This window comes from Apolloniradiicaulis salifontis (genome assembly GCF_053756655.1).
The window spans coordinates 1,349,318-1,369,779 of the sequence record NZ_CM132387.1 but is presented as its reverse complement, the minus strand read 5'-3'; the positions used below and the strand labels follow the sequence as shown (position 1 = coordinate 1,369,779).

Annotated in this window: 22 protein-coding genes; 12 read left to right on the top strand and 10 right to left on the bottom strand. The window is 65.3% G+C overall.

Annotation, left to right across the window (positions count from 1 at the left end; translation table 11 throughout):
* Nucleotides 1-36: 36 nt before the first annotated feature.
* Nucleotides 37-1,512: a leucyl aminopeptidase gene (locus ACWCOP_RS06660; protein WP_478250444.1), complete on the bottom strand. Its 1,476-nt coding sequence runs from the start codon at nucleotides 1,510-1,512 to the stop codon at nucleotides 37-39.
* Nucleotides 1,513-1,659: 147 nt separating this feature from the next.
* Here ACWCOP_RS06660 and ACWCOP_RS06655 point away from each other — a divergent pair, with 147 nt between their 5' ends.
* From ACWCOP_RS06655 to rsmA, 5 genes are all read left to right on the top strand, one after another.
* On the top strand, nucleotides 1,660-2,784 hold the full coding sequence (locus ACWCOP_RS06655) for an LptF/LptG family permease (protein WP_478250443.1): 1,125 nt from the start codon (nucleotides 1,660-1,662) through the stop codon (nucleotides 2,782-2,784).
* The gene (locus tag ACWCOP_RS06650) at nucleotides 2,781-3,881 is read left to right on the top strand and encodes an LptF/LptG family permease (protein WP_478250442.1); all 1,101 of its coding nucleotides are present in this window, start codon (nucleotides 2,781-2,783) and stop codon (nucleotides 3,879-3,881) included. Before ACWCOP_RS06655 ends, ACWCOP_RS06650 begins: the two co-directional genes overlap by 4 nt.
* Nucleotides 3,882-3,970: 89 nt before the next feature.
* Entirely contained in the window at nucleotides 3,971-5,209 is a 1,239-nt protein-coding gene (locus ACWCOP_RS06645) for a peptidylprolyl isomerase (protein ID WP_478250441.1), read from the top strand.
* Nucleotides 5,206-6,222, top strand: a complete 1,017-nt coding sequence (pdxA, locus tag ACWCOP_RS06640; protein WP_478250440.1) for a 4-hydroxythreonine-4-phosphate dehydrogenase PdxA — start codon at nucleotides 5,206-5,208, stop codon at nucleotides 6,220-6,222. The genes ACWCOP_RS06645 and pdxA overlap by 4 nt, the downstream gene beginning before the upstream one ends.
* Nucleotides 6,219-7,082, top strand: coding sequence for a 16S rRNA (adenine(1518)-N(6)/adenine(1519)-N(6))-dimethyltransferase RsmA (gene rsmA / locus ACWCOP_RS06635; RefSeq protein ID WP_478250439.1), 864 nt, complete (start codon nucleotides 6,219-6,221; stop codon nucleotides 7,080-7,082). Before pdxA ends, rsmA begins: the two co-directional genes overlap by 4 nt.
* Before the next feature lie 107 nt (nucleotides 7,083-7,189).
* Here the strand turns inward: rsmA and ACWCOP_RS06630 are convergent, their stop codons facing one another.
* From ACWCOP_RS06630 to fabD, 9 genes are all read right to left on the bottom strand, one after another.
* A complete protein-coding gene (locus tag ACWCOP_RS06630) occupies nucleotides 7,190-8,449 on the bottom strand; it encodes a DUF2254 domain-containing protein (RefSeq protein WP_478250438.1) in 1,260 nt (419 codons plus the stop codon).
* 149 nt (nucleotides 8,450-8,598) lie between these two features.
* Nucleotides 8,599-10,524, bottom strand: coding sequence for a S9 family peptidase (locus ACWCOP_RS06625; RefSeq protein WP_478250660.1), 1,926 nt, complete (start codon nucleotides 10,522-10,524; stop codon nucleotides 8,599-8,601).
* Nucleotides 10,525-10,679: 155 nt separating this feature from the next.
* The gene (gene gmk, locus ACWCOP_RS06620; RefSeq protein ID WP_478250437.1) at nucleotides 10,680-11,333 is read right to left on the bottom strand and encodes a guanylate kinase; all 654 of its coding nucleotides are present in this window, start codon (nucleotides 11,331-11,333) and stop codon (nucleotides 10,680-10,682) included.
* A gap of 2 nt (nucleotides 11,334-11,335) precedes the next feature.
* A complete protein-coding gene (locus ACWCOP_RS06615; RefSeq protein WP_478250436.1) occupies nucleotides 11,336-12,220 on the bottom strand; it encodes a YicC/YloC family endoribonuclease in 885 nt (294 codons plus the stop codon).
* Nucleotides 12,220-13,266: an endolytic transglycosylase MltG gene (gene mltG, locus ACWCOP_RS06610; RefSeq protein ID WP_478250435.1), complete on the bottom strand. Its 1,047-nt coding sequence runs from the start codon at nucleotides 13,264-13,266 to the stop codon at nucleotides 12,220-12,222. The genes ACWCOP_RS06615 and mltG overlap by 1 nt, the downstream gene beginning before the upstream one ends.
* Before the next feature lie 18 nt (nucleotides 13,267-13,284).
* Complete coding sequence (fabF, locus tag ACWCOP_RS06605; protein ID WP_478250434.1) at nucleotides 13,285-14,574, bottom strand: beta-ketoacyl-ACP synthase II; 1,290 nt, start codon at nucleotides 14,572-14,574, stop codon at nucleotides 13,285-13,287.
* Between the two features lie 12 nt (nucleotides 14,575-14,586).
* A complete protein-coding gene (locus ACWCOP_RS06600; protein WP_478250433.1) occupies nucleotides 14,587-14,823 on the bottom strand; it encodes an acyl carrier protein in 237 nt (78 codons plus the stop codon).
* 178 nt (nucleotides 14,824-15,001) lie between these two features.
* Nucleotides 15,002-15,739 carry a 3-oxoacyl-[acyl-carrier-protein] reductase gene (fabG, locus tag ACWCOP_RS06595; protein WP_478250432.1) on the bottom strand — a complete coding sequence of 246 codons (738 nt, stop codon included), beginning with the start codon at nucleotides 15,737-15,739 and terminating at the stop codon, nucleotides 15,002-15,004.
* Between the two features lie 6 nt (nucleotides 15,740-15,745).
* The gene (gene fabD, locus ACWCOP_RS06590; RefSeq protein ID WP_478250431.1) at nucleotides 15,746-16,687 is read right to left on the bottom strand and encodes an ACP S-malonyltransferase; all 942 of its coding nucleotides are present in this window, start codon (nucleotides 16,685-16,687) and stop codon (nucleotides 15,746-15,748) included.
* Nucleotides 16,688-16,803: 116 nt separating this feature from the next.
* Between fabD and ACWCOP_RS06585 the strand changes: the two genes are divergently transcribed.
* The 7 genes from ACWCOP_RS06585 to ACWCOP_RS06555 all read left to right on the top strand — a co-directional run bounded on the left by ACWCOP_RS06585 (nucleotide 16,804) and on the right by ACWCOP_RS06555 (nucleotide 20,311).
* On the top strand, nucleotides 16,804-17,097 hold the full coding sequence (locus ACWCOP_RS06585) for a nucleotidyltransferase family protein (RefSeq protein WP_478250430.1): 294 nt from the start codon (nucleotides 16,804-16,806) through the stop codon (nucleotides 17,095-17,097).
* Nucleotides 17,098-17,113: 16 nt separating this feature from the next.
* Nucleotides 17,114-17,437, top strand: coding sequence for a HepT-like ribonuclease domain-containing protein (locus ACWCOP_RS06580; RefSeq protein ID WP_478250429.1), 324 nt, complete (start codon nucleotides 17,114-17,116; stop codon nucleotides 17,435-17,437).
* Between the two features lie 227 nt (nucleotides 17,438-17,664).
* Nucleotides 17,665-18,174 (top strand): hypothetical protein, encoded by a 510-nt coding sequence (locus ACWCOP_RS06575; protein WP_478250428.1) that lies wholly within the window; start codon nucleotides 17,665-17,667, stop codon nucleotides 18,172-18,174.
* A gap of 249 nt (nucleotides 18,175-18,423) precedes the next feature.
* Complete coding sequence (gene rpsF / locus ACWCOP_RS06570; protein WP_478250427.1) at nucleotides 18,424-18,861, top strand: 30S ribosomal protein S6; 438 nt, start codon at nucleotides 18,424-18,426, stop codon at nucleotides 18,859-18,861.
* A gap of 12 nt (nucleotides 18,862-18,873) precedes the next feature.
* A complete protein-coding gene (gene rpsR, locus ACWCOP_RS06565; RefSeq protein WP_478250426.1) occupies nucleotides 18,874-19,125 on the top strand; it encodes a 30S ribosomal protein S18 in 252 nt (83 codons plus the stop codon).
* A 12-nt stretch (nucleotides 19,126-19,137) separates the two neighbouring features.
* The gene (rplI, locus tag ACWCOP_RS06560; protein ID WP_478250425.1) at nucleotides 19,138-19,755 is read left to right on the top strand and encodes a 50S ribosomal protein L9; all 618 of its coding nucleotides are present in this window, start codon (nucleotides 19,138-19,140) and stop codon (nucleotides 19,753-19,755) included.
* A 76-nt stretch (nucleotides 19,756-19,831) separates the two neighbouring features.
* A complete protein-coding gene (locus ACWCOP_RS06555) occupies nucleotides 19,832-20,311 on the top strand; it encodes a GNAT family N-acetyltransferase (protein WP_478250659.1) in 480 nt (159 codons plus the stop codon).
* Nucleotides 20,312-20,462: the final 151 nt, after the last annotated feature.

The following is a 20,462-nucleotide window of genomic DNA, read 5'->3' as shown; positions in this document are numbered from 1 at the left end:
TCCCCCGCGAGCGGGGGAGGACATCCCTTGGGACCCTTACGCCTCGTAGAAATCGCGAACGAGGCGGTCCAGAAGGCGCACGCCGTAGCCGGTGCCGAAAGCCGGGTTGCGCGGATCCTTGGAGCTGGCGTTCATGCCCACGCCCGCGATGTCGATATGGCACCAGGGCTTGTCGTTGACGAAGCGCTGGAGGAACTGCGCCGCGGTGATGGAGCCGGCGTTGCGGCCCTCGCCGATATTCTTCATGTCGGCGACAGGGCTGTCGATCTGGCGGTCGTATTCGGGGCCCAGGGGCAGGCGCCAGACCGTCTCGTCGCTGGCCTTGCCGGCCTTGGAGAGGTTTTCAGCCAGCGTGTCGTCGTTGGAGAAGATGCCGGCGTGCTCCTGACCCAGCGCCACCAGGATCGCGCCGGTGAGCGTGGCCAGGTTGACGATGAATTTCGGGTTGAATTCCTGCTGCATGTACCAGAGGCAGTCGGCCAGCACGAGGCGGCCTTCAGCGTCGGTGTTCAGGATTTCAATGGTCTGGCCGGACATGGAGGTGACGATGTCGCCGGGGCGCTGCGCCGCGCCGTCGGGCATGTTCTCCACCAGGCCGATTATGCCGATCGCGTTGACCTTGGCCTTGCGCTGAGCCAGCGCCGCCATGGCGCCCACGACCGCGGCCGAGCCGCCCATATCGCCCTTCATCTCGTCCATGCCCTGGCCGGGTTTGAGCGAGATGCCGCCGGAATCAAACGTGACGCCCTTGCCCACGAAGCCGACCGGTTGCTCGCCTGCGGCGGCGCCCGTCCACTTCATGATGACCATCTGGGATTCCTGGACCGAGCCGTGGCCGACGCCCAGAAGCGCGCCCATGCCCAGCTTCTTCATCTCTTTTTCGCCAAGCACCTCGATCTCGAGGCCCAGCTTTTCCAGCTTCTTGCAGCGGCGGGCGTATTCTTCCGGGCCGAGCACGTTGGGCACTTCCATGACCAGGTCACGGGCGAGATGCACGCCGTCGGCGACGCCTTCCCAGTCCGCCCAGGCCTTCTTGGCGGCCTTGGCGTCCTCAACGACGATCTCGACGCTGGTCAGCGAGGGTTTCTTGTCTTCGGAAAGCTTGGTGCGGTATTTATCAAAACGGTAGGCGCCCAGCGTCGCGCCCAGGCCGGCCCGGCCCACGCCTTCCAGATCGGCCGCGACGTCCAGGCGAAGCGACAGGGTCTTGGCGCCGGAGGTGAGCAGGCCCTTCACCACGGTGGCGGCGGCCTTTTCAAGCGTGTTGCCGTCCACCGACTTCTTCTCGCCCAGGCCGAACAGAACGATCTTGGCCGTGCTCACGCCGGTGGGCGCAGCGATTTCCAGGGTCTGGCCCGCATCGCCCTTGAAGCGGGAGGCTTTCATGGCGCGCTCCAGCGCACCGCCGGCTTCGGCGTCCAGCGCCTTGGCGGCGTCGGACAGGGCGCAACCGGAATAAACCGGAGCTGCGACAACGTCACCGGAGGCGGAGTCAGCGAATTTGATCTTCATATCGGTCCTCTTGCGAATGCCGGCGCATGGCCTGCGGCCTGCGCCGTAAAAAAACGGTCTTCACAGGCAGTGGTATCCCATCAAAACCCGCGTTAGAAGTCGCAGCGTCATCATGTCCTTTTCCAGCCCCGGGATTCGCGCCGCTCCATGAATTTGTTTCAGCGCTATACGTTCGGCCAGGTTCGCGGGCCGTTTCTCGCCACCATGGGCGCTCTGACAGGGCTGGCGGTGCTGACTCAATCGCTGTCGAACATCGATCTGGTGGCTGAGGACGGCGGGACTGCGTTGGCCCTGTTCCAGATCACCTTGCTGGCGACGCCCCAGGTGATGGCGCTGCTGATGCCGATCGCAGTCTTCCTGGCCTGCGCCATTGCAATGAACCGCATGATCTCGGACTCAGAGCTGACCGTCGGCGCAGCGGCGGGTCTGAGCCGGCGAGAGCGGCTGTCGCCGTTTCTGCGCCTGGCCATCTATGCGGTGATCATCAATCTGGCGGTCAACCTGTTCGTTCAGCCCGCCAGCTTTCGGCAAATGCGCGAAGTGCTCTACGAGATCCGCACCGACGTGGTGGCGAATTTCATGCGCGAGGGCGAATTTGTCCGCCTCGGCGAGAACGTCACCTTCTACACCCGCGAGATCGGCGATAACGGCGTGATGTATGACGTCTTCATCGAAGACGGCAGCGAGGACCTCGCCGTCGCCTACTCGGCGCAGCGCGGCGTCGTCGTGCGCGCCGATTCCGGACCGGTCATGCTGCTGGAGAACGGCGTGCGCACCTGGCTCGACGAACAGGGGGCCCAGACCGCGGTCACATTTGATTCAACCGAGTTCGACCTCTCGGTCTTCATCGATTCTTCGGCGTCCTTCACGTTCAAGGAAAGCGACAAATACCTGCCCGAACTGCTCGATCCCAGCGCATCGGAGATCGCCCGGGCCAGGTCGCGCGAGGATCTCTACGCCGAAGGCCACTATCGATTGTCGGCGCCGCTGTACAATCTGGCCTTCGCCCTGCTCGCCATGGCGGCGTTCATGGCGGTGGAGCATCGGCGCACCGGCTATACCCGCTTCATCATCATGGCCGGCGCCGCGGCGCTGATCCTGCGCCTCGCCGGGTTCGCGCTCCAGGCCGCCGCCGCCTCCGACAGCGCTCTCAACCCGCTCCAGTACGGGCTGCCGATCGGCGGCTGCGTGGCGGCGCTGTACCTGATCGTGCGGCCCGGCCTGAAGCAGCGTGTGATCCGGCGATTCAGACCGCAGAGAGTTTCGCCATGATGTCGCGCCTGTCCCGCTACGTCTTCTGGCAAACCCTTATCGGAGTCGCCGGCGCAGCGGCGGTGATCCTGGCGGTGATCGTGCTGGTCGATTTCGTGGAGACCTCCCGCGACATTGCAACGCGCGCAGGAATTTCGGCGTTGCAGGTGCTGCAGCTGACTTTTTTGAAGGCGCCGCTTCTGGTTCAGGAGACGCTGCCCTTCATCGTCCTGTTCGGCGTCCTGTTCACCTTCTTCCGGCTGAGCCGGCGCAGCGAATTCATCGTCATGCGCGCCTCGGGCTATTCGGCGTGGGGCATCATGGCGCCGGCTGCGGCGCTGACGTTTGCACTGGGCGTGTTCAGCGCCGGCGTTCTGAACCCGGCGGGCGCGGCGGCGAACGCCCGCTTTGAAATCCTGCGCGACCAGCTGCTTGAAGGCCGCACCGGCGCCGGCGGCAGCCCGTCAACCGATGTCTGGCTGCGCGAGGCTGATGCGAACGGCTTCACCATCATCACCGCCGCCAGCATCGATCCCGAGAGCGCCGAGCTGATCAGCCCGCTGTTCCGCCGCTATTCACGCAGCGCAGGCGGCGCCCCGATGATTGATCGACGCATCACCGCAGACAGCGCCGCGCTGCTCGGCGGGTTCTGGACACTTACGAATGGGGTGGAAAGCCAGCCGGGCGAGGCGCCACGCGCCCTTGGCGACGTGGCCCTGCCCACCCAGACCGGGCGCCAGGCCTTGTTCGAACGGGTGCGCTCGCCCGGAGCGACATCTTTCTGGGCCCTGCCCGGCGTCATCGAGTCGGCGCGCGCCGCCGGGCTTTCAAGCCGCGCCTATGAGCTGCGCTGGCACGGCCTGCTGGCTCAGCCGCTCCTGTTGTTCGCCGCAGCCATGCTGGCGGGCGCGGCGACCTTCCGCCTGCACCGGCTGGGCGGCGCAACGGGATTCGCGGCGGCGGGCGCCGTGGCGGGCTTTCTGCTTTACTTCACTCAGGAATTGCTTCTTGGCTTGGGCGCGTCCGGCACGCTTGACCCCATGACAGCGGCCTGGACGGCGCCCGCCTTGTTCGCACTTGGCGGGGTTTTCTTCGTGGCGGCCACAGAAGACGGATGACCTGCGTCTGCGTCCGCGCGGCGCTCCATCGTTGCGTCGACGCGCTTGATGGGTATCTTTCGGCAAGCATCAGAGACATAAGAGTCCCCATGGCCCTTCGACACGCGCTGATCTTTCTGGCCGCGAGCATTTCGCTTCTCGTTGCGCCGGCCGCCCCGGCTCAGCAGGTCGAAGGCATCGCCGCCGTGGTCAATGACGAGCCCATCACCACGCTGGACGTGCGCAACCGCATGCGCCTGATCATTTCCTCCGCCGGGATACAGCCCGACGAGGAAACGCTCGGCCGGATCCAGGAGCAGGCCATTCGCGGCCTGGTCGAGGAAACCCTTCAGCTGCAGCAGGCCCGCGAGTTCGATCTCACGGTGGAGGAGTCCGAGGTCGACGAGGCCATAGCCGACCTGGCCGCGCGCAACGGAGCGACGGTGGAGGAAATCACCAGCGATCTCGCCGCCAGCGGAATATCCATCGAAACCCTACGCCATCAGATGCGCGCGGAAATCGCCTGGCAGATCCTGGTGTCCGGGCGCTATCGCTCGCGCATCCGCATTTCCGATACCCAGATCAACACCACCCTTCAGCGCGAAGCCGCCGCCGCGTCGCAGGAACAATACCGTCTGGCCGAGATTCTCGTGGAGATCCGCCCCAATGAAGGCGGTGAAGAGGCTGCGATCCAGCAGGTCCAGTCGCTCTACCAAATGATGGGAGAAGGCACGCCCTTCCCCAATATCGCCAGCCAGTTCTCTGATGCGCCCAGTGCGTCGAGCGGCGGCTTTCTGGGCTGGGTCCCGGCGTCGGCGCTCTCCGAGGACGTGCTCGGCATCGTACAGCAAGTGCCCCCCGGCTCCATCACCAACCCGATCCGCGTCCCCGGCGGCTTCCAGATCCTGGCGGTCGTGGAAAAGCGCGAAGGGCAGGCTGTCGAACAGCTGGGCCTGACCCAGATCACCATTCCCGGCTCGCGCGTCACCGAGCAGAACCGCGCCGCAATGCGCCGCGCAGCCGAGCGTGTATCCGGATGCGATAACGCCGAGGCGGCGTTCGGCGACATCGACGGCGCCATCGTCACGCCGCTGGGTACGCTGGGCGCCAACGCCCTGGTGCAGAACATCCGCGACGCGCTCTCACCGCTTGAGCCGGGCGAGGCCACCCCCGTGATCGACGGTCAGGTGGGTCTGCAGGTCTTCATCCTGTGTTCGCGCACGATCGGCGGGCCGGGCGTGCCCTCCGTCGACGAGATCGAGCAGCAGCTCATCGGTCAGCAGCTTTCGCTGCTGGCGCGGCGCTGGCTGCGGGATCTGCGCCGCGAAGCCACCATCGATATCCGGTGAGCCAAGCCAGGACCGCTCCCGCCCTCGCGCTGACGCTTGGCGATCCGGACGGGATAGGGCCGGAAATCGCCCTGAAGGCCTGGGCCGCACTTCGCGACGGCGATATCCGGTTTGCCATCACCGCCGACCCCGGCCGGCTTCAGGCCGCCGCAAACCTTCTTGATCTGCCGCGCCCGGAACCCGTCGCCGGTTTCTCTGAAGCTGCGCGCGTGTTTCAGGACGCCCTGCCGGTTATCGCCCTTGGGTCCAGCGTTACTGCGCCCGGCGCCGCCCTCGCCTCCATCGACATGGCTGTGGCGGCTGCGCTGTCGGGCGAGGCGGGCGGCGTGGTGACCTGTCCGATATCCAAATCGCGCCTCTATGACGAAGGCTTCGCATTTCCCGGCCACACTGAATATCTCGCCCATCTTACCGACAAAACCGCCATGGAGGGGGCGCGCGGCCCCGTCATGATGCTGGCCGGCGGCGGGCTTCGCACCGCGCTGGTGAGCATTCATATTGCGCTGAAATCCGCGATCGAAAATCTGAACGTCGAGGGAATCGTTCATACCGGACGGGTGACGGCCGAGGCGCTGCGGCGCGATTTCGGGATTTCTCACCCGCGCCTCGCCGTCGCCGGCCTGAACCCCCATGCGGGCGAGAACGGCGCGCTGGGCGGCGAGGAGATCCAGATCGTGGCGCCCGCCGTGGAGCGCCTGCGCCAGGCCGGGATCGACGTCACCGGCCCCCTGCCCCCCGACACGATGTTTCATGCCGAGGCGCGCGCAGGCTATGACGCGGCGATCTGCCTGTATCACGATCAGGGGCTGATCCCGGTGAAGACGCTGGATTTTCACGGCGGGGTGAATATTACGCTTGGCCTTCCCATTGTGCGCACCTCGCCCGATCACGGCACCGCCTTCGACATCGCCGGCAAGGGCGTGGCCCGCCCCGACAGCCTGATCGCGGCGCTGCGCCTGGCCGCCGATATGGCGAAGAACCGGGCGGCGACCACCGCTGGGGCCGCCGCATGAGCATCGATGCGCTGCCGCCTCTTCGAGACGTGATCGCCAGCCACGGTCTGGCGGCGGACAAGCGCTTCGGTCAGCATTACCTTCTGGATCTGAACGTCACCGCAAAGATTGCGCGGTTGTGCGGCGATTTGAGTGAGACGAGCGTCTTCGAGGTGGGACCCGGCCCCGGCGGCCTCACCCGCGCGCTGCTGGCGCAGGGCGCGGGCGAGGTGATCGCGATCGAGAAAGACGCCCGCTTCCTGCCCGCGCTGGAAGAGATCCGCGCAGCGTCGCAGGATCGCCTCTCCCTGGTCGAGGCCGATGCGCTGAAGGTCGACGAACGCAGCATCGAGACGCGCTTTAAAACCCGGATGCTCGCCTCCAACCTGCCCTATAATGTGGGCACCGCCCTCCTGATCAAATGGCTGGAGGCCAAGCCGGTCTGGTGGTCGCGCCTGGTGCTGATGTTCCAGAAGGAAGTGGCTGAGCGCGTCGTGGCGCGCGCCGGCGATGACGCCTATGGCCGCCTTGCAATTCTCACCGCCGCCGTTGCGTCGGCGCGCTATGCGTTCACGCTTCCTGCGCGCGCCTTCACGCCGCCGCCCAAGGTGGACAGCGCGGTGGTGGTGCTGGAACCCCTGCCCGAGGCCGAGAAATTCGCTGACCTCATCGCGCTTTCAGCGGTCACCGAGAGCGCGTTCGGCCAGCGCCGCAAGACCTTGCGCAAATCGCTGGGTGTGGCGGCCGGCAAGTGCGGGGTAAAATCCGAAGCCCTTCTGGACACCGCCGGCATTGATGGCGGCGCCCGTGCCGAAACCATCCCGCCGGAGGGCTTCTTCAGGCTGGCGACGGCCTGGCGCGCAGCCAGGGGTCCGGGCTGAGGACTAGAGCGATATTGGTCGATTCTGATCGACCAATATCGCTCTAGGTCTTTGATTTAACGCCTTTTCGAACCGCGAAACCGGTGCCCACTTTCGCTGAAAAGGCTCTAGGTCTCGCGAATCGCCGGCGTGAAATTCAGCCGCCGCGCCTTGGCGCGGAAATGCTCGATATCGACCTTGTGAGACAACGCCGTTTCGGCGCGCGCCGCCAGGTCGGCCGCCATGTCGTGCGCCGGCCCGGCGAACACGCTTGGGCGCGCATCGCGTAATCCGGCGTAAATGCTCAGCAGCGTCGACGCGATCTCCGGGCGATTGGCGCCGTCAAAGGCGACGGCGGCGAACGCGCACGAGAGCGCCTCCTGCGGGCTCAAGGGCGGTTGGATGACGCGAGACTCTCTGTCCTCATCTGCCCCCTCCCTGCGCCCCCAGCGGTCCAGAACGCGCTGCGCCGCCCGCGCGGCGCCGATCGCGGTGCCCGGGTCGTTGACGCCGGGCGAAAGCGCTTTTGACGCGATCTCCGACAGGACAATCAAGCCAAGCCGCGCATCGCCGTCGAACAGGCGCTGGTCGCCCAGCGTGAACGCCGCGCGGATCTCTGCAGCCGCATCCTCGTCCACCACGGTGTCGAGCCGGACCAGCGGGGCGTGAGCGTCGGCGAAATCACCGTTGGGCGCAGAGATGCGGAGGCGAAGGCCCCTGCGCTCGCAAATCTCGTTCATCGCCTCCACGTCGATCGCCTGGACATAGCCGGGCTGTTCGGCGAACACCGCCGCGCCGCTTTCAAACTCCGGTGCATCCGGCGATGACGCGGCCCGCGGCGGAGCAATGCAGGCCAGCGCCTTGGCGGTCTCCACCTCCACCCTGCGGATCGCCTCCATGACATCGCCCAGATTGGACAGACGCTGCAGCCAGCGGATGAGCGTCGCCACGACGATGAAGACAAGCACCAGCGTCACCACGAACAAAAGAACGCGGCCGGTGGGGCTGAACACGTCCAGAAGCGTTCCGACCACGCCCAGAAGGCTGAACAGAAACGCACCGATGAAAGTGGAGATCGCATTCTGCGCCGCGGCGTCTCCCACCAGGAGCGGGCGGGCGCGGGGCGTGGCGGCGTCCGATGCCGCGCGCAGGGCCGAGACCATGGCCGACAGGGAGAAGATCGCCACGGCAAGCAGGCTCGACGCCAGGATGCTGAGCACCGTCTCGTTTGTCTTCGCCGAGATGAAGTCGGCCCACTCCCACGGAACGAGCGGCTGGATCAGGGGCGGCGCGCCCAGCACCAGCAGCGCCAGGCACGCATAGGCCGCCGGGCGGAACCAGAGCGAGCTTATGGTCTTCTTGATGTAAAATTTCAGCCGGAACAGCATCAGGGTCGCCCAGTCGCGAGGCGCGGTGCAGCCCCGCGATCCTGACGCGCCTGCGCCGGTTTCGTTCCGCTTGGCGATGCGCTGCGCATGGAAGACGCCGGAGCGATCCGGGCGGCGAAGCGGAACGCTTTGCCGCCCGATCTCACCGCCTAGCCCCGGTCGCCCATATGGGTCTCGAGGAAGTCCAGATAGGCGTTCGACGCCGTGATCCGGTTCTCCCGCCGGCGGAAGCCGTGACCTTCATCGGGGAAAAGCACGTACTCCACCGTCGCGCCGTTCTCGCGGGCCGCGGCGACGAGCTCGTCGCTCTCCACCTGCAGCACGCGCGGATCATTGGCGCCCTGCACCACCAGCATGGGCCGCACGATTCTGTCGGCGTGGAAGAGCGGCGAAATGGCCCGGTGACGCTCCGCGTCCGTGGCCGGATCGCCCATCTCGTCATAAAGCGCTTCGCGGAAAGATTCCCACCAGGGCGGGATCGATTCCAGCGTGCGCACCCAGTTGGTCACGCCGAAGATATTGATTCCAAGATCAAAGGCCTCCGGGTGGAAGGTGAGCGCGGCGGCGGTGATATAACCGCCATAAGAGCCGCCGATGACGCCCACGGCGTCGTCCTTCACCCAGTCCAGCTCGCGCAGATAGTCGCCGGCGGCCACGACGTCGCGCAGATCCTCCTCGCCATGGCGACGATCATCCAGATGGAAGAAGGTCTTGCCGTAGCCCGACGAGCCCCGGTTATTGGCCGCGTAGACGGCGTAGCCGTTATTCACCAGATGCTGGATCGCGGCCGAATAGCCGGCCCGGCTCTGGCCCCCCGGCCCGCCATGGACCCAGACAAGCGCCGGGACCGGGGTGTCCGCGCTGGCGTTATGGGGCCGGTACAGGATGCCCGGCACAGTGAGGCCGTCAAAGCTTTCAAAGCGCACGATCTCGGCTTCGACCAGATCGCGCGGATCAAGCTCCGGGTTCAGCGCTTCCGTAAGCTGGCGGTGCTCGCCGGACGCGATGTCCACCCAATGCACGTTCGCCGGCGCAGTGGAGGATGTTACGAGGAACGCTATCTCGCTCTCATCCGCGTTGAACTGCACCGAGGCGAGATCACCGGCGGGAACGCTGCCCGGAAGTTCGATCTCGCGCCCCTCTCGGGTGTCGAGGACCGTCACGTCGGTGAAGCCGTCGGCGTTGATCGCGCTCACCTGATAGCGCCCGGACGGCGAGTAGGACACGTAGGAGACGTCCCAGTCCGCTTCGATCAGCGCCGCTTCAGCGCCGGTCTCCAGCTCGTAGGTCCAGGCCTGATTCCATTCACCAAATTCGTTGGTGGCGTAGACCAGAGTCTCGCTGTCGGCGGTGAAACCATAGACGCCGTAAGCGATATTGCCCTCATGCTCGGAGATCAGCATAGGCTCGGCGCCGGGGACTGTGAGGTCGGCCAGCAGGATGTCGCTGTCGGCCGACGTGCGCGGGCGCACCAGCGCGGCCCAGCGCCCGTCCGGGCTGATCGCGGCGAGTTCCAGCGCGTTGGTGTTTTCAAACACCATGCGCCGCTCATAGCTCACCGGGTCGTAGGCGTAGACGTCGAAAGCCCCGCCATCGCGCTCATTGGTGGCGATCCAGATTTCCGACCCGTCCGCCGGCCAGCCGAGAAAGCTCGCCTTGACCGCGTCGCCGGGCGTCAGATCGGTGAGCGTCCCGTCCGCTTCGCGCACATAGACGTGGTTGAGCTCATCGCCGCCCGCGTCGGCGGTGACCAGGATGCGCTCCCCGTCGGGAAACCAGCTCAGCGCAAACGTGGCGTCAGCGCTTGATGTGGTGAGCGCCTCACGCGCGCCGGTCTCGGGATCCAGCGCATAGGCGTTGAACACCCCGGTTTCATCCGACGAAATCAGAAGATCGCCGTCCGCGCTGGAGAACGCATAACCGGCGCCGCCGGCGAGGCTGAACGAGGTGGTGTTGAAAAACACCTCCGCTGAATGGCCGAGTTCGGGGGTGTAGACGGCCGCCTCAGCCAGAGCCGCTTGAGCCGCCGCTTCAGACGACGCGGCCGGCGCCGCCGCCGACGGCGCTTCAGACATGGCTTCCGGCTGCGCTTCGCAGCCGGCGAGCAGAATCGCGCCCAGTGCGGCCCAAATTAGATAATGGTTCACGGCGGCGTCTCCCAGAACTCCCGCTTTTTTTCCAGCGTAGCACTGGGGAGCGCGGTGTCGAGCCGGCAAAAACCAGCCGCGTCCTATTCCTCCATCAGGGCTTCCACGAAGCCCTCAATCCAGGGATGGCGGGAGCGTTTGAGGCGTTCGGCGTGGAGGATTTCGGTGAGCTTTTCCAGCGCGCGCGAAAAATCATCGTTGATCACCACATAATCGTACTCGGCCCAGTGCGCGATCTCGGATTTTGCCCGCTTCATGCGCCCGTCGATGATCTCGTCGGTGTCCTGGGCGCGCTTTTTGAGGCGCTCGCGCAGGAGCTTCACCGAGGGCGGCAGGATGAACACGCGCACCACGTCTTCCGGCGCGCTGTTCGCCAGGGCGCGCGCGCCCTGCCAGTCAATGTCGAACACCACGTCGCGCCCCTCGTCGAGGGCTTCCTCCACCGGGGCTTTCGGGGTGCCGTAATGGTGGTCGAACACCTTCGCCCACTCGTAGAATTCGTCTTTCCCGGCCTTCGCCAGGAAATCGTCCTCATTGAGGAAGAAATAGTCCTCGCCGTCCGTCTCGCCGGGCCGGGGCTTTCGCGTGGTGGCCGAAACCGAAAGCACGAGGTCGGGATTCTGCGCGATCAGGCGCTTAGACAGCGTGGTCTTGCCGGCGCCGGACGGGCTGGAGAGCACCAGCATGAGCCCGCGGCGCTGACCGCGAAAGACAGGACCGGAGAGGTGTTCGCTCATGACTATTCCACGTTCTGGACCTGCTCTCGCAGCCGGTCGACGGCCGCTTTCATGGCGAGACCGGCGCGCGTGAGCGCAGGGTCGGCCGCCTTGGAGCAGAGCGTGTTGGCCTCCCGGTTGAATTCCTGGGAGAGAAAGTCGAGCTTGCGCCCGCACGGGGATCCGCCGGCCAGAAGGCCGCGGGCGGTGTCGATATGGGCTTTAAGCCGGTCGAGCTCCTCGCGGACATCGGCCTTCAGCGCGATGGCCGCGGCTTCCTGGGCGAGGCGGTCAGGATCAAGACCGCCGGGCAGAAGCTCGTCAAACTTCGCCTTCACCCGGTCGCGGATCGCTTGCGGCAGCGCGGCGGCGCTGGCGGCGGCCTCCTCGCGCAGGGATTCAATCTCCGCGACATGCTCTTCCAGCACTTCTGCAAGCGCGGCGCCTTCGGCCTCGCGCGCGTTTTGCAGCCCGCCCAACGCCTCACCCGCGGCCTCAAGGGCGGCGCCGGCGAGGACTTCCGGCTCCACCAGGGCTTCGGCGTCTTCGGACGCGATCACGCCCTTCAGCAACAAGAGCTCGCCGGCGCTCGCCGGAGCCGCCAGCCCGGCCTCGGACAGGCGCTTGGCCGCCTCGGCGTAGGCTTTCAGCCTGTCATGGTCGATGACGACGCCCGCCGCGCCGTCGGGCGCCGCATAGCTGACGCTGACATTCACAGAGCCGCGCGAAAAACGCGCCTTGATCATGTCGCGCAAGGCCGGCTCGATGGCTTCAAGCCCGGGGCCCAGGCGCAGGCGGACATCCAGCCCCTTGCCGTTAACGCTGCGCGCCTCGACCTCGATGCGGCCGAAACCACCTGACCGGTCGGCGCGGCCGAACCCGGTCATCCCCGACAGCGGCGCGGCCATCAATTGCCCGCCCGGCGTTGACGCTCGATCCGGCGCCAGTCAGCGACATTGCGATTATGCTCGGCATAGGTCTCGGAAAAGGCGTGCCCGCCCGTGCCGTCGGCCACGAAGAACAGATAGTCGCTATCGGGTGGATTGAGCACGGCGCGAATCGACGCCGCGCCCGGATTGGCGATGGGCGTCGGGGTCAGGCCTGTGAAATGGTATGTGTTGTAGGGGTTTGAGGCGTTATCCAGCTCGGAGCGGAAAATCCCGCGGCCCAGCGGCTCGCCCTGGCTGATCCCGTAGATGATGGTGGGATCAGATTGCAGCATCATGCCCCGGCGCAGGCGGTTTACAAACACGGCGGCCACCAGCGGGCGCTCGGCGGCCACGCCGGTCTCCTTTTCCACGATGGACGCGATCGTTATCGCCTCCTGCGGCGTCTCGAAAGGCAGGTCGTCGGCGCGCTGGGGCCAGAGCGCCTCCAGCAGAGCGGCCTGAGCAGCCGCCATGCGGTCCAGCACGGCCTGGCGGCTCGTTCCGCGATCCACCATATAGGTCTCCGGTAACAGCGATCCTTCGGCCGGAACCGCGTCGATCTCTCCGATGAGCACCGGCGAGGCTTCAAGAATGCGCACGATCATGGCGCTGGTGAGCCCTTCGGCGACCGTCACCGGATACTGGATCGTGTCGCCGTCACGCAGGATCTCATAGATCTGCGCCATTGAGGCGCCTTCGGGAATGGCGAATTCTCCGGCCTTGAGATCGCGGTCGCCGCCGTCGATCGTCACCATCAGGCGGAAGATGCGCGCATCGGAGATCAGACCCTCGCGCTCCAGCTGATTTGCGATGGCGATGAGGCCGGAGCCGCGCGGCAGCTGCACCGTTTCTTCCGCACCCACGGGGCCGGAGGCGTCAAACTGCGCGTTCAGCCAGGTCCAGCCGCCCCACGCCATCAGGCCGGCGATGAGCGCCAGCGCGATCAGCGTTCCGGCGAGCCAGACGAAAATACGGCCCAGCACGCCGGATTTCTTCTGTTTGGAAGGTTTGGAGTCGCCGTCCATCGCGGAGGCTCCCTGGCGCTAGTCGACGCGCTTGAAGACGACCGAGGCGTTGGTGCCGCCAAAGCCGAACGAGTTGGACAGCGCAGCGTCGACTCGTTTCTCCACCGCCTTGTGCGGGGCGAGATTGATTTTCGTCTCCACGGACGGGTTGTCCAGATTCAGCGTCGGCGGGCAAATCCCGTCGCGCATGGCCAGGATGGAGAAGATCGCCTCCACCGCGCCGGCCGCGCCCAGAAGATGGCCCACTGCGCTCTTGGTGGAACTCATCACCAGGCCGTCCGCGGCATCGCCGAACAGGCGCTCCACCGCGCGCAGCTCAATCTCGTCGCCCTTGGGCGTGGAGGTGCCGTGGGCGTTCACATAATCAATGTCGGCCGGGGTGAGCCCAGCGCTTTTCAGCGCGGCGGTCATGGCGCGAAAACCGCCGTCGCCGTCATCGGCCGGGGCGGTGATGTGATAGGCGTCGCCGGACATGCCGTAGCCTGCGACTTCGGCGTAGATCGTCGCGCCGCGCGCCTTGGCGGCCTCGTATTCTTCCAGGACGACGACGCCGGCGCCCTCGCCCATGACGAAGCCGTCGCGGTCCTTGTCCCAGGGCCGCGATGCGGCTTTGGGATTGTCATTAAAGTCGGTGGACAGGGCGCGCGCCGCGCCGAATCCGCCATAACCCAGCCGGGTGACCGCAGCTTCGGCGCCGCCGGCCACCATCATGTCCGCATCGCCATAGGCGATCAGCCGGGCCGCATCGCCGATGGCGTGGGCGCCGGTGGAGCAGGCGGTGACGACCGAATGGTTGGGCCCTTTAAGGCCATGGCGGATCGAGATCTGGCCGGAAGCCAGATTGATCAGCATGGCCGGGATCACGAAGGGAGACAGCTTGCGCGGCCCCCGCTCGTGCAGGGTCACCGACGCATCGTAGATGGTCTGCAGTCCGCCAATGCCGGAGCCCACAAGAACGCCGGCGCGCTCCAGCGCGTCCTCGTCCTTGGCCGCCCAGCCGGAAGATTTCAGCGCCTCGTCGGCGGCCGCGATCGCGTAGAGGATGAACTCGTCGATCCGCTTGCGGTCGCGCGCCGGCATGACCGCTTCGGGATCAAAGGATCCCTCCACGCCTTCGCCGCCGCCATTGCGGCCGTCCACGCGCGGAATGATGCCCGCGACATGGCTCGCCAGATCGCTCACATCAAAATGCTCGATCCGGGCGAGACCCGACTGGCCAGCCAGAAGCCGGCGCCAGACAAGTTCGGTTCCGCAACCGAGCGGGGACACAAGCCCCAGCCCGGTGACGACGACGCGGCGCTTGGTCATGCGTGCCGAGCCTTAGGCTTGCTTCTCGGAGATGAATTTCACCGCGTCGCCGACCGTCTGGATGTGCTCGGCGGCGTCGTCGGGAATTTCGATGTCGAACTCTTCTTCAAACGCCATCACAAGCTCGACATTGTCGAGGGAGTCGGCGCCGAGATCGTCGATGAACGAGGCCTTCTCGATGACCTTGTCTTCTTCAACGTCGAGGTGCTCGACAACGATCTTCTTAACGCGATCAAAAACGTCGGACATGTCGGACCCTTTTTCCAATGTCTCGGCGGTCGGCTCTTTTCGGCTTTCCGCATCTTTCTTATGCAATAACAGGCAGCAAGGCTCCCTGCCGGATCGTGCGGGCTGATAACACGCCCATCTCACCTACGCCAGCAGGTAGAGGTCTGGCAAGACGGCGCGTTCATCACGCCGCGCTCGTCTAGATCATCGCCATCCCGCCATTGACGTGCAAGGTCTGGCCGGTGACGTACCCCGCCTCCTCGCTGGCGAGATACAGGCAGGCGTTGGCGATGTCTGCGCCCGTCCCCAGCTTGCCGGCCGGAATCGTACCGAGAATCAGCTTTTTCTGGTCCTCGGTGAGCGCATCGGTCATGGGCGATTCGATGAAGCCCGGCGCCACGCAATTGGCCGTCACGCCGCGCGACGCGACTTCCTGGGCCAGCGCCTTGGTGAAGCCGATCATGCCGGCCTTGGAGGCGGCGTAATTGGTCTGGCCGGCGTTGCCGGTCACGCCCACCACCGAGGTGATGCCGATGATGCGCCCGAAGCGCGCTTTCATCATGGGACGCAGGCACGCCTTTGACAGCCGGTAATGGGCCTCAAGATTGACCTTGATGACCAAATCCCAGTCCTCATCCTTCATGCGCATGAGGAGCTGATCGCGAGTCACGCCGGCGTTGGAGATCAGGATGTCCAGCCCGCCCAGCGCTTCGCTGGCCTGTTTTGGCAGGGCGTCCACCGAATCGGAGTCAGCCAGGTTCGCCGGGCAGATCTCCACCCGCTCGCCCAGCTCATCGGCGAGGGCCTTCAGCTTCTCTTCGCGCGTGCCCGACAGGGCGACGCTGGCGCCCGCCGCATGGAGCTTGCGGGCGATTTCGGAGCCCAGCCCGCCGGTGGCGCCGGTGACGAGGGCTTTCTTGCCGGTCAGGTCGAACATGTGGATTTATCCCTTCAACGAATTCGCGAAGCTTTCGAGATCGTCCGCAGTCACCAGCGCGATCCCCTCCGCCTCCTTGATATGACGCTTGATCATGGGTGTCAGCACTTTCGCTCCCGCCTCGGCGAACCGGTCGACCCCTTGGGCGTGCATATAGTCGACGCTCTCGCGCCAGCGCACCTTGCCGGTGACCTGCTCCACCAGTTGATCGCGGATGGTCGCCGCGTCGGACACGGCAGCCGCTGAGACATTGGTGACCACCGGCACGAGGGGATCCGTTATGTCGGCCTCGCCCAGCGCTTCTTTCATGACATCGGCGGCCGGCAGCATCAGCGGGCAGTGGAAGGGCGCGGAGACCGACAGCATGATCGCCTTCTTCACGCCGCCGGCCTTGGCCGCCTCCAGCGTCGCTTCAACGGCGGACTTGGCGCCGGAGATGACGATCTGGCCCGGCGCATTATCGTTGGCGATGGTCACGACGCCATGGGCCGACCCGGCGTCCACCGCCTTGGCGGCGGTCTCCATGTCCGCACCCAGCAATGCAGCCATGGCGCCCTGCCCGGACGGCACGGCGGCCTGCATGGACCGGCCGCGCAGCTTCAACAGCTGCGCCGCCTCGGTGAGCGACAGCGCGCCAGCCGCGCACAGGGCCGAGTATTCGCCCAGGCTATGACCGGCCACGAATTTCGCCGCCGTCACGTCCACACCGAACTCTTGCTTCAGCACCCGCATGGCGGCCACCGACACCGCCATGATCGCCGGCTGGGCGTTCTCGGTGAGCGTCAGCTCCTCGATGGGGCCATCCTGCATCAGCTTGAAGAGCTTCTGATCGAGCGCGGCGTCGACCTCGTCGAACACGTCGCGCGCCACCGAGAATTGCTGGCTCAGCGGACCGCCCATGCCCACGGACTGACTGCCCTGGCCGGGAAAGGTGAATGCAAGCGCCATTAACGCGCCTCCCTGAAAATTTCTGTGTGGTCTTTGAAGGCGGGATAAACCGCGCGGGGGCGCGCTGGCAAGGCGGGGCTCGCATCCATTGGATCAGGCGTGCTAAACGTCAGTCTATGAACCTTGAGCAAGTCATCGCCGTGTTAAGGTCGGCTCAGCCCGAGCTAAGCGAACGCTATGGCGTGTCGGGGATCCGCGTGTTCGGCTCGGTGGCCCGCGGCGAGGCGAAAGCGGCCTCCGACATTGATGTCGCTGTCGAGTTCTCAACCGGCCAGGATCCGCTTGCAATCCTCGGGGCTGCGGGCCTTATCGGCGATCAGTTCGACGTGCAGGTGGACGTGGTGAAATACCCGGTCCGCAACGCCGAGCTGGCCCATGCGATCGAAACGGATGGCGTGCGTGCCTTCTAGACAGCCCGAAAGCCGGTTGCGCGATATCGTCTTCTCGGTCGAACGGATCGACACAATCATCAGTGCTGCAGGCGGGCTGGAAGAGGCGTTGGCGCCGGGCTCGATATTTCGCGACGCGCTCGAACGTCGCTTGCTCATCATTTCCGAGGCGGCGGTGAAGCTTGGCGCCGGCGCCGAAAGCCAGGCGCCCGAGATCGACTGGCGCGGCGTGAGAGGAATCGGAAACGTGCTTCGGCATGGATATGATCAAATCGATATCGAGACCCTGTCGCTGGTCGTGACGCGCGAATTGCCCGCACTGAAGGCGGCGTGTATCCGCCTCCTCTCAGACAACCCCTGACACACCCGGCCCGCTTGCCCGGCGCGCCGTTGGCGTGCCTCACGTCGGCCTTCTCGGAGACCTCACGAGCAGCGTTGAAACGATGACGGAGCGCGCCGCCCCTGCCCACGGCCTGGCCGCCTGATCGGGCAAGGCGGACGCAAGCGCCATGGAACGCGCCTCCCTTGGAACTTATTTGTTGAGCGCGGGGATAGACCGGGCGGGTGGCGCAGTGGCAAGCTTCCCGTATGCCTGAAGAACTTGCGCGAGATTTAGCTTTAATCGTCACGGGTGCGGCGCTCACGCTAATCGCCTCAGTGTGTGTGAAACTCATTGAGAGAGCATTTGAGCGGCGGGATCACGACGCTCAGCGCGAACGCCTTCGAGTGATGTTATCAGAAGAGGTCGAGCAAATTGCTGAAATGCTGGACGTCGATTTGCGCCCGCGTCAGCAGCGCCTAGGAAGCGGGTTTTTAGAAGGTGCGCTCCTTACGGACTTCGAAGCGCCTCTGAAGCGGTTGGGCGACGTTGCCCGTAACAAAATACTATTTGAATCGTACTCAAGCCAGCTCATATGGTTTGAGGGTTATCTGCCTAATTCTCTTGTAAAATTCTACTCTAGGCTTCCTGGATACGTAGACCGGCTTGAACATGCCGCAAAAACTCAAGACGAGAATGAATGGGAAGCGGAAAGGATCAAAGCTTACAGGCATGCCGACGCTTTGAAATACGATCTTTCGCAGGCGAAGAAGAATTAATTACGGTCGCGCCCTTGGTCTTGGTCTGAATTACGGTCGCGCCCTTGATCTTGGTTTGAAATGCGGGACCAACGATGACCCGCTTGCCCCCTCACCCTGTTTCGCGTATGACCCGCCGCTCACCGGCTGCGGTCCCCTGACCGTCATGCATCCCTCAATGACGAAGGGTGCAGGTTCAGGGGAACCGACGCGGATGGTCCGGCCCTTCGGCCCTCCCGCGCCGCAGCCCAGAAGAAGGGACGAAAGTCTATGAACAAGTACGAACACGTGTTCATCTCGCGGCCGGACGCATCGCCGGCGCAGGTGGAGACCACGCTCGAGGAGCTCAAAGCCCTCGTCGAGGAAAAAGGCGGCAAGGTCAACAAGACCGAATACTGGGGTCTTCGCACCCTGGCCTACCGCATGAACAAGAACCGCAAGGGTCATTACGGCTATCTCGACATGGAAGCCGGCAACGACGTCCTTGACGCGCTCGACTACAAGCAGAAATACGCCGACGACGTCATGCGTTACATGACCGTCAAGGTCGACGAGCTCACCGAAGAGCCCAGCGCCGTGCTGCGCAAGGGCGACGACCGCAAGCGCCGCGACCGTGACGGGCGCCCCGAGCGTGGCGATCGTCCCGACCGCGGCGACCGTGACCGCGGCGATCGTGGTGATCGCGGCGACCGCGGCGACCGGCGCTAGGAGGCGTTCATCATGGCTGATCAGATTTCCAACATCCCCGCCCGCCGCGCGTTCCAGCGCCGCCGCAAGGTGTGCCCGTTCTCAGGCGAAAACGCGCCGAAGATCGATTACAAGGACGTGAAGCTTCTTCAGCGCTACATGTCCGAGCGCGGCAAGATCGTGCCCTCGCGCATCACCGCCGTTTCGGCCAAGAAGCAGCGTGAGCTGGCCCGCGCCATCAAGCGTGCGCGCGTTCTTGCTTTGCTGCCCTATTCGGTCGATTAAGGAGGAAGTCCAATGCAAGTCGTTCTCATCGAACGCGTCGACAAGCTCGGCGCCATCGGCGACGTGGTGGACGTGAAGCCGGGCTTCGCCCGCAACTTCCTCCTGCCGCAAAACAAGGCCCTTCGGGCGACCGAGGCCAATATGGCCCGGTTCGAGCGCGAGCGCGAAGCGCTTGAAAAGCTCAACGCCGAGCGCGCCGAAAAGGCCCGCGAAGAAGGCTCTCACCTGGACGGCGCGAAATTCGTGCTGATCCGTCAGGCCTCCGAGAGCGGTCAGCTCTACGGCTCGGTGTCCACGCGCGACATCGCGGACGTGACCACCACCGAGGCGCTGACCATCACCCGCGGCATGGTGGACCTGAATACGGCCATCAAGACGCTGGGCCTGCACGAGGTTCGCCTTGTCCTGCACCCGGACGTGGACGTGATCGTCACCATCAATGTGGCGCGCACTGAAGAGGAAGCCGAGCGTCAGGCCAAGGGCGAGGACGTGATCCGTTCCGCCGCCGACGAAGACCGCGCTCTGGCCGAAGCCCAGGCCGCGGCCCTCTTTGAAGACGGCGCCGAGCCGGACGAACTCGCCAACGGCGAGTACGAAGGCGAAGCCGCCGAGGATGAGGAAAACGCGTAGGCGTCTCCTTGTCATCGCGATGAAGATCACGGGCGGTCCCTCACGGGGCCGCCCGTTTTCGTTGGAGATCACCGTGATGCGCACAAGCGATACGATCCGCCTCGCCCATTGCGGCGATATGGCGGGCCTGGCCGCCCTGATCCACGCCGCGGTGCACGAGGGTGCGGCAGGCGCTTACACCCCGGATCAGCTGGCCGCCTGGTCGCCCGCGCCCAGGAGCGCCGCGGGCATGGCGAAGCGACTGTCCGGCCAGATCATACTGGCGGCGGAGGATGCAGCCGGGCTTTCAGGCGTCTTCACCCTCACCGGGGCCGGAGAGATCGATTTCGCCTATGTGCGCCCCGACCGCAAAGGCGACGGGCTGGCCGGTGCGCTCTACGACGCGATCCTGCAGCATGCCCGCGCCCGCGGCCTCGCCACCCTGACGGTGCAGGCGAGCCATATCGCCCGGCGCTTCTTCGAAAAGCGCGGCTGGACGCTGGTCGAGACACAGACGGTCCGCCCAAACGGCGTGGCGATGGAGAATCACCGCATGATGATCAAAATTTCACGCTGACGGGTTATCCACAGCGCGTCGCACACGCGAAGCTGAGGCGGCGTGGTACGATCTGGGTCTAGGCGCCGGGCGCGCCGCAGGTTTCGGGCTTGTCCACAGCGCGCTGTGGAAATCCGCGAATCCGCCGCTGAAAAGATCAAGACTGCAATAT